This is a genomic window from Streptomyces sp. NBC_00344 (assembly GCF_036088315.1).
Classification (GTDB): Bacteria; Actinomycetota; Actinomycetes; order Streptomycetales; family Streptomycetaceae; genus Streptomyces.
The window spans coordinates 2,374,102-2,386,849 of sequence record NZ_CP107996.1; the positions used below are offsets into that span (position 1 = coordinate 2,374,102).

Consider the following 12,748-nt stretch of genomic DNA (forward strand, 5'->3'; position numbering starts at 1 on the left):
AAATCAGCCGTGACGGCCCCGGTCATTGCGCGATCAGCGTGACGGTGTCCCCGAAGCGCATGAGCGGCCGGTACTGCTCGGCGCGCGCGTGGCGCATCGTGCGCAGCATGGCGATGGCGCTGCCCGCCGCCTCGTCGGCCTGGATGATCGAGCCGTCGTCGCCGACGAGTGCGGCGGTGATGGTGACGTGCTGCTCGATGTCCTGGAGATCTGCCTCCAGCAGCGCATCCCGGGCCAGCGCCACCTCGGGGACATTGGCTGCGAGCTTGTCGAAGGAGTCGGTCCACGTCCCCGCCAGGGTGCGCATGGCCTTGCGGAACGCCTTGTGCTCCGGCTGGGTACGGCCGGTGAGCGCCGCGGGAACGGCGGGCGGGCTCATGGTGGGCCGGACCTCGGCGTCGTAGCAGGGCGCCGACATGTCACCGGAGTGCATCATCGCGGCGGTGAAGGCGCGGACGTACGTGGCCGCCTCGCGCAGGGCGTCCCGCGCCGCCTCCGCCTCGCCCTCACGGTGCCGGGCGAGCGCCCGGGTGACGGACTCGGCCGCCGCGAGGTTGAGCACGAAGTAGAAGTGGTGCGTGATGACCCAGCGCGTCAGTTCGTCCTGTCCCGGCAGGACGGGAACCGGGCCGGCGGGCGTCGCGGGCGACGCGGGGTCGCGCTCCGCGTCCTGCGGGTCGAGGCCTCGCAGCACCTGGATCATCGCGAGAACCTCGGCAGCCTGCTGGTTCACCGAGAGACGCGCGATCCGCAGGTCGGCGAGAGCACGGGCGATGACGACGGTGACCTCGGAGACGAGGCGGGCGTCGTCGAGATCGGCCGTGCGGACCCCGAAGTACGCGTGATTCGGCACGATCGGGGTGAGTGCGGCGGCGTCCATCGGCGCGACCTGGGCGAGCGTCGCGAGCCGGGCCATGGCCTCCACGGCGGAATCCAGGGCGCGTTGTAGCGGTTCCACACGCGCGCCCCGCGGGTTCAGCAGATCGGTGTGAAAGCTCTCCAGGGCGGTCACCGCTGTGCGGAGCGCCGCCCCGACGGGCTCGGCCGGCCGGGACGTCGCGCGGACCAGGTTGTTCGCGGGGAGGACAACGAGGGGGAGATCGGGGCAAGCAGCAGACATGTCAGGTACCTCGGCCGTCGTGACGTGGGCGAACAGGTATGGCGTGGGAGGGGGCAGTGGACGGCCCGGTGGCGGGAGCTTTCCGTACCGTGGCGGGCGCCTCACACGCGGGCATAGCCGCGTGCCTCGTTGAGGAACTGGCCCAGGTAGCCGTCGTGCGGCAGGTACGGGTCCTGCCACCACCGGGCGACGGGACCGTGAACGACGGTGCGCACCCCGGGCATGGCGAGAGCCTTCTCGACGAGGGAGGCGTCCTCGGTGAGCAGGCCGAGGGCGAGCGAGTCGTCCAGGGGTGCCATGCCGTCGGCCTCCCGCCAGGGGGCCACCCAGGCGCAGGGGAAGGGGAGTTCCGTCGCCAGCGCCGGGTGGTCGCAGCGGTCGAGGAGGAACACGGCGGGCCGCAGGGCAACGGCCGGCCCCCCGACGGGAGCCAGCGGTCCTTCGGGGCAGTGGGCGGCGACCAGGTCGGGGGCTGTCCCGGCGGCGCGGGTGGCGGCCGCGCGGAGTGCCTCGGCCTCGGACCGGGGCCGGACCGGGAGTACCGCGCGGGGATCTGTGACGGGGTGGACAGGGAGTGCGGCGAGGCGTTTGGCGAGCCGGCCGGCCAAGCTCCGGTGGTCGCCCGTGGTCAGGACGGTGGTCGTGTTGGTGCAGCGCACCCCGCCGTCACCCGCGATCTCGGCGACGAGGTGGTCGAGGAGTGCATCGTCCACCTCCGTGTCGACGAGGATCTTGCTGCGTCCCGGTCCGCGCACAAGGACCCTGTCGTTGCCGCGCAGCCGGGCCACGGTGTCCTCGCCGCCGTAGACGAGGGCCAGGTCGCCCGCCTCGGTGAGCGCGTCCGCAGCGCTGTGCCCGCCGGGAAGCAGGCTGATCCAGCCGGGGTGCAGTCCGGCGGTGAGCAGGGCGTGGACGAGGCGCAGCGGGGTGAAGGGATCCCGGCCACCGGGCCGGAGGGCGACGCGGTAGCCCATGGCGAGCGCCTGGAGCCAGGCGCCGTGCGTGCCGGGGTGGTTGCTGGGCGCGATGACGGACAGGACCCGGCCGCGGCGTACCCAGCGGGCGGTGTCCCCGGCGCCGGCCGGTACCTGGCGCCGGACCACCTCGCCGAGCGACTCGCTCTCGCGGGCTACGCGCTCCAGGACACCGCGTGCCACGGTGACGGGCACGCCGGAGGCGAGTGCCTGGAGGTGGCAGTACTCCTCCGGGGTCTGGCCGCCCAGGGCGGCCTTGGCGAAGAGCCTGCCCGCCTCGGCGAGGACGGGGAGGCGTTCGGCGAGGCCCAGCTCGGGCGCCTGCCGCATGTTCTTGACCGTCATTCGCGCCACGAGGGGCGGGACCTCGTGCACGGTCGCCAGGGGCTCGCCGGTGACGCCGCGCAGGACGCGGGTGTCGCGGGAGGTGCGTTCCTCCCCGGCGCGGAGAGCGGGTACGGACACGGGTACGGGTACGGGTACGGGTAACAGCACGCCAGATCAACTTCCTGCGGTCCGGGCCGGTTCGGTGGTCCGCTCAGCCACACCGGCCCCGGACTGCGCCCGGAACCGGTGTGGGTCGCGGCTGCGGCAGGGTCAGAATGGCCAGCCGTCGAAGACCACGGCGCGGGCGGGCGCGGCCTCCACGTCGGCGACCTTGATGGGGAGCGCCATGAGCTGGACGACGGGGTTGGTGATGTGCCCGAGGTTCTGGATGTTCTCCAGGATCGGGATGCCGGCGGAGAGCAGCCGGCGGTGCACCTGGCCGCTGCGGTCGTCCGGCCGCTCGGTGATGCAGTCCATCCCGACGAGCGTGGTGCCGTTGTCGGCCATCCAGTCGGCCGCCGAGACGGTGAGGTACGGGGGCCTGTCCCAGTAGTCCTCGCGTCCGAGGTACCGGTCGGGGTGGTCGGTCCGGATCAACAGCCGGTCCCCTTCCTGCCACACGTCGCGCACGGCCTTCTCCAGGTCCTCACCCGTCACCGGGTCGAGGTCGCGCTTGTGGGAGAGGTCCGCGACGACAGCGCGGCCGACGAACGTGCTGAGCGGCACCTCGTCGATCTTCTCGCGGTCCTCGAAGAAGTGGTAGCCGGCCTCAACATGTGTCCCGTTGTGGGGAAATATCTCCAGGTTGGAGAAGGTCCTGCCGGTCCCGGACGGATCGGAGGCCGGCGTCATGGCGCGCCGAATATGAAATTCCGGATACCACGGGGCGTCGTAGGCGGGCATGCCCTCGGACCAGCCCTGACTAATGTCAATCAGCTTCACGCTGCACTCCATCACCTGGACGGAAACAACCCCGCCAGGGCGGCGGGACCCGGGAGAAAGTAGCACGCCCCGGAGAGGAATCCACGAAAATAATTAACTAAAGATTCAACCAAATATGGAGTCTTTAATTCCAGGAAAGCACCGACCAAACAGGAAGTATTGCATTTAAGTAATCCCTGCTTTATTCTCACTTCCTTTACCGATCATTTACATGCAGCACACACTTACGCCCGGATCATCCCCTTGCGTCGATCGGATTGTCTGGATTCAACCTCATCGCACCCTTGCTAGCGTTTACGCGCATCAATCACGTTTACGCACGTGAGGAGCGGAAGGGTCGTTTTGACTGTTTCGACCCGTTCGCCCCTCGCCGCATTCCTGCTTGCGGCCCGGCGAGAGGCTCGGCTACTGTCACCGTCGGCTCAAAAGTCGGCTCGAAAAGAGAAACGCACAGTAAGCCCATGGAAGGCCAATTCCGTGATCGTGATACTGGATTCGACCGCACCCCGAGAAATTGCCGGAATCGTCGCCGAGACTCTTTCAAAAAGCGGAGTTGACACCACCTTAACAAAACTCGGGAATACAGCAGTGCTCGTTTCCGAGAGTTCCGGCACGCCGGAACTGGCCGCAATGCTGGAAAGCCTCCCGGCCGTCGCCCGCGTTCTGCGGGTGCCAGGACCGCAGCGGCTCACGAGCCGCGCCTTCCGCGAGGAGAACTCCCGCGTTCGTGTCGGCGAGAATGTCCAAGCAGTATTCGGCGGGGACGAGTTCGTCGTCATCGCCGGCCCCTGCGCGGTGGAGAGTGCCGAACAAATGACCGGGATCGTGAACCTGGTGCACGCCGGGGGCGCGATCATGCTGCGGGGCGGCGCCTTCAAGCCCCGCACCTCCCCGTACAGCTTCCAGGGGCTCGGACTCGCGGGGCTCACACTGCTCGCGGAACAGCGCCGGCGCACGGGGCTTCCCGTCGTCACCGAAGTCGTCACCCCCAAGGACGTCGAGTGCGTCGCCGAAGAGAGCGACATGCTCCAGATCGGCGCGCGCAACATGCAGAACTTCGAGTTGCTGCGCGAAGCAGGTGCGTCGGGCAAGCCCGTCCTTCTCAAACGAGGGATGTCCGCCACCATCGAGGAGTGGCTGCTGGCGGCCGAGTACCTCCTCCACATGGGCAACGACGACGTCGTCCTGTGTGAACGCGGCATTCGCAGCTATGACCGCAGCACCCGTTTCACGCTGGATCTCAGCGCGGTGGCCGAGGCCAAACGCCTCACCCATCTCCCGGTGATCGTCGACCCGAGTCACAGCACCGGAAAACCGCACCTGGTCGGCCCGATGTCGCTGGCCGCGGCCGCCGCCGGGGCCGACGGGCTCATCATCGATGTACACACCGACGCCGGTGCCGCGCTGTGCGACGGCGCCCAGGCTCTCGACGGCGCGCAGTTCGCCGCCCTCATGGACAAGCTGGGCCCCCTTCTGCAAGCCGTGGGCCGCAGGCTCGCACCGACCGTCCGCCCCGCCGGTTCCCTCGCCTCGGCCTGACCGCCCCCTGGAGACGCAGCATGTCGCGCCACACCACTGACCCGTTCACCACGGACCTCGGGCCGGACGAGTTCGTGCCCGCAGCGATGCGGTGGCACTTCTCCGCCGAAACCGGCTCTCCCTACTGGCTCAAGCGCGCCGCCGACCTCGGCTTCGACCCCCTGACGGACATCCGCACCTGGGAGGACCTCGACCTCTTCCCCGACGTCAGCGAGGAATGGCGCACCCTTGCGGTCGACGACCTCATACCGGCCGGAACCACCGCCGACCCCTGGGAGTTCCAGGTCTTCGACAGCGGCGGCACGACCGGCTCGCCCAAGCGCATCGTCGAGGCCCGCTCTCGGCGCAACGGCGTTCACTGGGTCAGCGAGGTCCTCGCCGCGCACGGAATACCCGGGCGCGGTGAGGGGCACTGGCTGCACATAGGACCCACCGGGCCCCACATCGTGGGCCGTTCGGTCGGCCTGCTCGCCCAGCTGCGCGCGACGTTCTGCCACTACATCGACTTCGATCCCCGCTGGGTGAAGAGCTGCGTCAAACAGGGCAGGGGCGAAGAAGCCGGGCGCTACGTCAAGCACATCCTCGCGCAGGCCGGTGACGTACTCGCCACGCAGCCCGTCTCCGTCCTCTTCGCCACCCCACCGGTGCTGGAGGCGCTCTGCGCCGACGACGCCCTCCTCGACCTCGTGCAGCGCAAGGTGCGGGGCATCGTCTGGGCGGGCACCAGTGTGAGCCCGGAGACACTGCGTGCCTTCGAGGAGGAGCTGTTCCCCAACGCCACCCTCGTCGGGCTGTACGGCAACACCATGATGGGCATCGCCCCGCAGCGCCCCCGGGAGACGGACGACACGCACCCGTGCGTCTTCATCCCGTACCACCCGTACAGCAGGGTCAAGGTCGTCGAGCCCGAGCAGCCGACCCGCGAGGTGGCGCACGGCGAGCGCGGACAGGCGCGCATCAGCCTCCTCTCCCGGGACCTGCTGGTGCCCTGGACGCTGGAGCGGGACTCGCTCGTCCGCGTCGCGCCGACCACGCGCTACCCGCAGGACGGGCTCGCCGACATCCAGGTGCACTCGGGGGAGAGCGGCCAGTCCATCATCGAGGGGGTGTACTAGCGATGACCGTGGACATCGCGCCGGCCCCCGGCGAGTTCACCCTCACCCCCGACGACCACACCGCGCTCGTGGACGCCTGCAACGCGGGCGTCGAGCGGGCGCGCGCCACCGGTCGCCACGCCCTCGTCAGCTGGGCCCGTCCGTGCGCGCTCGCCGACCCCTACGCGACCTGGGCGGGAGCCCGGGCGCGCACGGGGCGCTCCCTGTACTGGCAGTCGGCGTGGGACGGCACGACCGTCCTCGCCTTCGGCAGCGCCCATGACCTGCGCGGCGCGGGGGCGGGCCGCCTCCCCGCGATCCGCTCCGCCTGGACGGAACTGGTGCGCGAGACGATCACCGCGGGCCGGGACGGGTCCGGGGCGGGGCCGCTCGCCGTCGGCGGCTTTGCCTTCGGCGGCAGTACACACCTCCCACCGGGTGTGTTACCCGAGGCCCTGCTGTGGGTGCCGCTGGTGCAACTGCGCTGCACGGTGCCGGACGAGGCGGGGGCGGTGTCCGGCACTCTCACGGCGGAACTGCGGCTCAACGCTCTCGTGGACGGGAGCGACGACCCCGAACTGCTCACCAAGGCACTGACACTGCGGGCCGAGCGGTGCATGGCCGCCCGGGACACGCGCGGGCCACACCCCGCCCCCCGTCCCCGCGCGAGCGTCGAGACACCCGCCGCCGGGGACTGGAAGGACCTCGTGCGCCGCGCCACGGGCCGGATGCGGGCGGGCGATTTCGAGAAGGTGGTGCTCGCCCGGCGCCTGGACGTCACCGCCGACCGGGAGTTCGACGTCCCCGCAGCGGTCCGCCGGATGCGGGAGGCCTACGCAGGTACGACGGTCTTCGCCCTCGGCCACGGCGACACCACCTTTCTCGGCGCGACACCCGAGTACCTCGTCCGGGTCGAGGAGCGAGAGGTGCAGGCGCTCGGCCTCGCCGGCACCACCCCGCGCGGGGACACCCCCGCTGAGGACCGGGCGCTGGAGGCCGAGCTCTCCGGCAGCGCGAAGCTCCGGCACGAGCACGAGGTCGTGGTCCGGATGCTGAGCGAGGCACTCGCCGAGTCCTGCACCCAGGTCACAGCCGAGGCAGAGCCCCAGGTGCTCAAACTCGCCAACGTTCAGCACCTGTCGACGCCGGTACGGGGACGGCTGCCCGAGGGCTCTGCGGAGGGAGTCCTCGATCTCGCTGCCCGCCTCCACCCGACGCCTGCGCTCGGCGGTCACCCCCGCGCCGAGGCGCTGGAGTGGCTCGCCCGCAACGAGGGCTTCGACCGCGGCTGGTACGCGGGCGGCATCGGCTGGACCGACGGAGAAGGGAACGGGCAGTTCGCCGTGGCGATACGCTCCGCGCTCGTGCGGGGCGACTCGGCCTCGCTGTACGCCGGTTGCGGCCTCGTGGCGGATTCCGATCCCGAGGTCGAGTACGCCGAGACCTGCGCCAAGCTCCGCCCCATGCGCGCCGCCCTCGGACTCGACTGAGGGCCGGGCCCCGGCGCCGCCCTCGCGCGGGACGGCGCCGGGGCCTGTTCCCCCCCTCCCCCTCCCCCTCCCCCCTTTCCCTCCCCATCGGCCACGGAGAACTGGCACCTTGACTCTGGAGAACATCGTCGTCGTCGGCGGCGGACTTGCCGGCTCGCACGTCGCCGGGGCGCTTCGCGCCCGCGGCTACCGGAGCGCGCTCACCCTCGTCGGCGCGGAGCCCCACCCGCCGTACGACCGCCCGCCGCTCACCAAGTCGGTGCTGGCCGGCGAGGAGGAGGACACTTCCTTCCCCACCGACTGGGAGGGCTTGGGCCTCGGCCTGCGCCTCGGCGAACGTGCCGAGGCCCTCGACCTGCACGACCGCCTGCCGGGCGGCGTTCTGAAGACGACGGCGGGCGCACTCGCCTTCGACGGGCTCGTTCTCGCGACCGGCGCGGAGCCCGTCCGGCTGCCCGGCGAGGGAAGGCAGTACGTGGTCCGCACCGTGGATGACGTGCGCGCGCTGCGCCCGCTGCTGCGGACGGGCACGCACCTCGCACTCGTCGGCGCCGGGTGGATCGGCGCCGAGGTCGCCACGATCGCGGCCACGAAGGGGTGCCAGGTCACGGTCCTGGAGGCCGGCCGGGCTCCGCTCGCCGCCGCGGTCGGCGACCGGATCGGCGCGTTGACGGCCCCCTGGTACGCGGCGGCCGGGGTCACCCTGCGCTGCGGAACCTCCGTCACCTCGGTGGACCCCGGCGGACTGCGCCTGACGGACGGGCAGTTCCTCGCGGCGGACGTCGTGGTGGTGGGCGTCGGCGCCCGCCCCGCCGTCGGCTGGCTCAGGGACTCCGGCCTGGAAATCGCGCGCGGCGTGGTCGTCGACGAGTCCCTGCGGACCACGAGGCCCGAGGTGGTGGCGCTCGGCGACTGCGCCGCCTGGTGGTCACGGCGGTACGGGCGGCACATGGTGGTCGAGCACTGGGACACCGCGCTGAAGGCGAGCGAACCGGCCGCCGCCGCGTTGCTGGGTGAGGACGTGTGCCATGACCCCGTTCCGTACTTCTGGTCGGAGCAGTTCGGCCGGACGGTGCAGTACGCGGGCGACCACCAGGGCACCGACCAGGTGGTGATGCGGGGCTCACCGGAGGACCCGCAGTGGGCCGTCCTGTGGCTGGCGGACGAACGCCTCCGCGCGGTCCTCACCGTGGACCGCCCCCGCGACCTGGTACAGGCACGCCGCGCCCTCATCAACGGTTGCGTGGTCGACCTCCCGGCCGCCACCGATCCCGGCACCCCGCTGCGCGACGCCCTGCACGCGGCCTGAACAACGCGGAGAGGACAACCCTTTCATGACCACAACGGAAGATCTGCCACGGTTCCGCGCGGCACTGAGTCAACTCGTGAGCTACCGGCCCGAGAAGCCGGCGCTCTCGCCCGAGGGCCGTTCCTACGCCCTTGCCGCCAACGAGACGCCATTCGGCCCGCTGCCGAAGGTGGCACGGGCGATCGAGCAGCAGATCGAGAGCATCAACCGCTACCCCGACAACGGCGGCCAGGCCCTCACCGCGGAGCTGGCGCAGCGGTTCGGGCTCGAACCGGAGGGCATCGCACTCGGCTGCGGTTCGGTCGGCGTCGCCCAGCAGCTGATCACCTCCGTCGCCGAACCGGGCGATGAAGTCCTCTACGCCTGGCCCTCGTTCGAGGCGTACCCGATCCTCACCCGGCTCGCCGGGGCGACCCCCGTCGAGGTGCCACTGCGCGAGGGCGTCCACGATCTCGCAGCGATGGCGGAGCACATCACCGACCGCACCCGGCTGGTCTTCGTCTGCAACCCGAACAACCCGACCGGCACGGCCGTCGGCCGCGCGGAGCTCGAGAAGTTCCTGGGACGCGTGCCCGCCGGCTGCCTCGTCGTCCTGGACGAGGCCTACCACGAGTACGTGCGCGCCGCGGATGTGCCCAACGGGCTCTCCCTCCTCACCGGCCGCCCCCACCTGGTCGTCCTGCGCACCTTCTCGAAGGCTTACGGACTCGCCGGGCTGCGCATCGGCTACGCGGCCGGCCACCCCGAGGTGATCGGCACCCTGCGCAAGGCCTACCTGCCGTACAGCGCGGGCAGTGTGGCCCAGGCGGCGGCGATCGCGGCGCTGCGCTCGGGGGACGAGGTGGCGAGGAGGACGGACGTCGTCACGGCGGAACGCGCGCGCGTCGCCGCCGCGCTCGAAGCGCGGGGATGGCGTCTGCCCAGGAGCGAGGCCAATTTCCTCTGGCTGCCGCTCGGCGGGCGCGCCACCGCCTTCGGCGCGCACTGCGCGAGCGCGGGTGTCTGCGTACGGGCCGTGGCGGGCACCGGTGTCCGCGTCACCCTGGGCCTGCCCGCCGACAACGACGCCTTCCTGGCGGCGGCCACCACCTTCCCGCCCGCCTGACCCCGCACCTGCCAGGAGCCGGCCCCCGGCTCGACATTGGGAGACGCATGTCCTTTCTCCGCCCCAGGTTCCCGGGCGAACGCGCCCTGGTCTCCGGAATCGCCGTGGACGCGGTCGGCTCCGGGATGTACGTTCCCTTCAGCCTGGTGTTCTTCCGTCATGTCACAGGCCTGCCACTACCGCTGATCGGGCTGGTGCTCACCGTCACCGGGCTCGTCGGCATCGCCGCCGTCCCCGTGGTGGGCATCGCCGTGGACCGCTTCGGCGCCCGCACGATGCAGATCTCTCTGTACGTCGTGCGGGGGCTGAGCTTCGCGTGTTTCCCGCTCGCCCACGCGCTGCCGGTCTTCGCCGTCGTCGCACTGCTCACCTCGGTGGGGACACGCGCCTTCCGCCCCGCCCAGGACGCGCGGATCGCCGAACTCGCCGATGGCACCGCCCGGGACCACCTGCAGGCTCTCAGCCGCAGTCTGAGCAACGCCGGTCTCGGCGCAGGCACCCTGATCGCCTCGGTCGTCATCGCCACCGCGGGCGATTTCGGCTACACGATCACGGCGTGGCTCAACGGGGCGAGCTTCATCGCCGCGGGCTTCCTCGCCTCGCGCACCCCGGCCGCCCCGCCCCGCTCCCCGGTGATCCCGCGCGCACCCGGCGGTGGCTACCGCGTCGTCGCCAGGGACCGGCCCTTCCTCGGCCTCGTGTGCGCCAACCTTCTCGTCGCCCTCGGCTTCTCGGCGCTCACCTCGCTCCTCCCGCTGTACGCGACGGGCTCGCTGGACCTGCCCGAAGGTCTCGTCGGCAGCGCCTTCCTCCTCAACACCGTGCTGTGCGCGACCCTCGGCGTTCCTGTCGCCGCCCTCGCCCGGCGCTGCTTCGCCACCCGCCCCCGGGCCGCCGCCGCCGGCGCCGCGCTCTTCTCCCTCTCCTTCCTCGCCCAGGCGGCGCTCGGCACCGTCCGGCCGCACGGCGTACCGCTCCTGCTCGCCGGCCTGCTTGGCGCGGTCCTCGTCATGACGGTGGGCGAGATGGTGTACAGCCCCTCCTCCGGAGCGCTGTCGCAGTTCGCCGCGCCCCAGCGGCTGCGCGGCCGCTACCTCGCCACCTACCAGTTGTCCTGGTCACTGGCGTACGCCCTGGGCCCGACGGTGTTCACCTCGCTGCTCACCGTCGACGGCCGCCTGCCGTGGCTGCTCGTGGCGGTCACGGCGGCGCTCGGGTCGCTCCTGCTGACGCGTGTCGAACGGCACCTTCCGGCCGAGGCCGTCGCCTTCGTCCCCGCGCCCGCGCCCGCGCCCGGGAGTGCGGCCACGACCGTCGCCAAGTGATGCCGCGCCTCGTACCCCACACAGAGTCATGGCGGCGGGCGCGCCCGCCCACCGCACCACGATCAGGAGACAAGACATGGACCGCATCACCTTGACCGAGGAGTATCTGACGGAGCTGGAGGCCGCGGGGCTGTCGAGTGAGGAGCTGCTGGGCGGCCTGCCGCAGAACAAGATCCTCAACAGCGACAAGCCGAACGGCATGGGCAAGTGGCTCGCGCGCCCGGTCTTCCTCGGTGGCGAGGAACTTGCCCGGCTCGCCGCCGATCTCGACAACCTCCTCACGGCGCTGGACAGCCTGCCCGAGAAGCTCTTCGGCGGGGACTTCGCCGCCTTCGCGCGCGCGGTCGGGCTGACCGAGCCGCAGGTCGACGCGGTCCTGCAGAACCGGGGAGAGCGGATGACCCGGCAGAGCCGGGCCGACCTGGTCTGCGAAGGAGCCGGCTTCAAGCTCCTCGAACTCAACATCGGCAGCGCGATAGGCGGTGTCGACAACGTCGACGTCTGCCGCGAACTCCTGGAGGTCCCCGTCCTCGCCCGCTTCGCCGAGCGCCACGGGCTGACCTTCGTCGACTCGCTCCGCGAGCAGGTCCACAACATCCTCACCGAGAGCGGCTTCTCGGCGGAGGACCACCCTGTCGTCGCGCTCACCGAATGGCCTTCGGCCTTCTCCGACGAGCTGCCGTACATGACGCAGCTGTGCGAGCGCTGGGGCGACCTGGGCCTTGACGCCACCCCTTGTCATCTCGGTCAACTCGAGGTGCGTGAGGGGCGCGTGTGGCTCGCGGACAGGCCGGTCGACATCATCGTGCGCACCTTCCTCATCCGTGACGTCGTGAGCCCGGACGCCCCCCGGCTGACCGCCCCCGTCTTCGACGCCGCGCGCCGGGGCGAAGTAAAGATCTTCACACCGCTCGACACCTCCGCCTACGCGAGCAAGGCGGCCCTCGCGCTGCTCTCGGAGGAGGGCAACCGGCACCTGTTCCCGGACGAGGTCCTCGCGAGCCTCGACCGCATCCTGCCGTGGACGCGGCGGGCGCGCCGCGGGGAGGTGACGCTGGAGGACGGCGAACGGGTCGACCTCGTCGAGTACGCCCTGTCTCACGCCGAGGAGCTGGTGCTCAAGCCCACGTCGCTCTCCGGCGGGAAGGGCGTCGTGCTCGGCTGGGCCGACGGCCTCACCCCTGAGGCATGGCGGGCACACGTCCTCGCCGCGCTCGACAGCCCGCACGTTCTGCAACGGCGGGTGCGGCCCGCCCAGGAGACCGTCCCCGTCCCGGGCGGCGGGGTGGACCGGTTCCGTCCCGTGTGGGGGATCATCACGGGTGTCAACGGTTTCATCGGCGGCAGTGTGCGAGCCATCCCCTCCGCCGCCGGCGATGTCGTGGTGAACGTCGCCAACGGCGCCCACGTCGGTGCCCTGCTGCACGAGGCGGCGGCTCCCTCCAGCTGAGCCCGCCGCCCGGCCGGCCTCACCACCCCTCGTACCGAGGCGCTTCCGGCGCCGTCCCAAGGAGACCACTGTC

General features: G+C 71.4%; 10 protein-coding genes. 7 read left to right on the plus strand and 3 right to left on the minus strand.

Features of this window, described 5'->3' with window-relative positions; translation table 11 throughout:
* Positions 1–22 precede the first annotated feature (22 nt).
* The 3 genes from OHS16_RS10585 to OHS16_RS10595 form a co-directional block, all read right to left on the minus strand.
* The gene (locus OHS16_RS10585; RefSeq protein WP_328536929.1) at positions 23–1,120 is read right to left on the minus strand and encodes a hypothetical protein; all 1,098 of its coding nucleotides are present in this window, start codon (positions 1,118–1,120) and stop codon (positions 23–25) included.
* Between the two features lie 101 nt (positions 1,121–1,221).
* Positions 1,222–2,559 carry an aldehyde dehydrogenase family protein gene (locus tag OHS16_RS10590; protein WP_328536930.1) on the minus strand — a complete coding sequence of 446 codons (1,338 nt, stop codon included), beginning with the start codon at positions 2,557–2,559 and terminating at the stop codon, positions 1,222–1,224.
* Between the two features lie 132 nt (positions 2,560–2,691).
* Positions 2,692–3,363: a cyclase family protein gene (locus OHS16_RS10595; RefSeq protein ID WP_328536931.1), complete on the minus strand. Its 672-nt coding sequence runs from the start codon at positions 3,361–3,363 to the stop codon at positions 2,692–2,694.
* 483 nt (positions 3,364–3,846) lie between these two features.
* Here OHS16_RS10595 and aroF point away from each other — a divergent pair, with 483 nt between their 5' ends.
* The 7 genes from aroF to OHS16_RS10630 all read left to right on the plus strand — a co-directional run bounded on the left by aroF (position 3,847) and on the right by OHS16_RS10630 (position 12,675).
* On the plus strand, positions 3,847–4,902 hold the full coding sequence (aroF, locus tag OHS16_RS10600) for a 3-deoxy-7-phosphoheptulonate synthase (protein ID WP_328540793.1): 1,056 nt from the start codon (positions 3,847–3,849) through the stop codon (positions 4,900–4,902).
* Between the two features lie 20 nt (positions 4,903–4,922).
* Positions 4,923–6,017, plus strand: coding sequence for a phenazine biosynthesis protein (locus tag OHS16_RS10605; RefSeq protein ID WP_328536932.1), 1,095 nt, complete (start codon positions 4,923–4,925; stop codon positions 6,015–6,017).
* A gap of 2 nt (positions 6,018–6,019) precedes the next feature.
* A complete protein-coding gene (locus tag OHS16_RS10610) occupies positions 6,020–7,486 on the plus strand; it encodes an isochorismate synthase (RefSeq protein WP_328536933.1) in 1,467 nt (488 codons plus the stop codon).
* A gap of 109 nt (positions 7,487–7,595) precedes the next feature.
* Positions 7,596–8,795 carry an NAD(P)/FAD-dependent oxidoreductase gene (locus tag OHS16_RS10615; RefSeq protein ID WP_328536934.1) on the plus strand — a complete coding sequence of 400 codons (1,200 nt, stop codon included), beginning with the start codon at positions 7,596–7,598 and terminating at the stop codon, positions 8,793–8,795.
* A 25-nt stretch (positions 8,796–8,820) separates the two neighbouring features.
* The gene (gene hisC, locus OHS16_RS10620; protein ID WP_328536935.1) at positions 8,821–9,900 is read left to right on the plus strand and encodes a histidinol-phosphate transaminase; all 1,080 of its coding nucleotides are present in this window, start codon (positions 8,821–8,823) and stop codon (positions 9,898–9,900) included.
* A 47-nt stretch (positions 9,901–9,947) separates the two neighbouring features.
* The gene (locus OHS16_RS10625) at positions 9,948–11,225 is read left to right on the plus strand and encodes an MFS transporter (RefSeq protein WP_328536936.1); all 1,278 of its coding nucleotides are present in this window, start codon (positions 9,948–9,950) and stop codon (positions 11,223–11,225) included.
* A 76-nt stretch (positions 11,226–11,301) separates the two neighbouring features.
* Complete coding sequence (locus OHS16_RS10630; RefSeq protein ID WP_328536937.1) at positions 11,302–12,675, plus strand: hypothetical protein; 1,374 nt, start codon at positions 11,302–11,304, stop codon at positions 12,673–12,675.
* Positions 12,676–12,748 lie beyond the last annotated feature (73 nt).

Excerpts from the sequence above, each read along its gene's own strand:
- OHS16_RS10585 (WP_328536929.1), bottom strand. The coding sequence starts at position 1,120 with ATGTCTGCTGCTTGCCCCGATCTCCCCCTCGTTGTCCTCCCCGCGAAC.
- OHS16_RS10605 (WP_328536932.1), top strand. The coding sequence starts at position 4,923 with ATGTCGCGCCACACCACTGACCCGTTCACCACGGACCTCGGGCCGGAC.
- OHS16_RS10610 (WP_328536933.1), top strand. The coding sequence starts at position 6,020 with ATGACCGTGGACATCGCGCCGGCCCCCGGCGAGTTCACCCTCACCCCC.
- hisC (WP_328536935.1), top strand. The coding sequence starts at position 8,821 with ATGACCACAACGGAAGATCTGCCACGGTTCCGCGCGGCACTGAGTCAA.
- OHS16_RS10625 (WP_328536936.1), top strand. The coding sequence starts at position 9,948 with ATGTCCTTTCTCCGCCCCAGGTTCCCGGGCGAACGCGCCCTGGTCTCC.
- OHS16_RS10630 (WP_328536937.1), top strand. The coding sequence starts at position 11,302 with ATGGACCGCATCACCTTGACCGAGGAGTATCTGACGGAGCTGGAGGCC.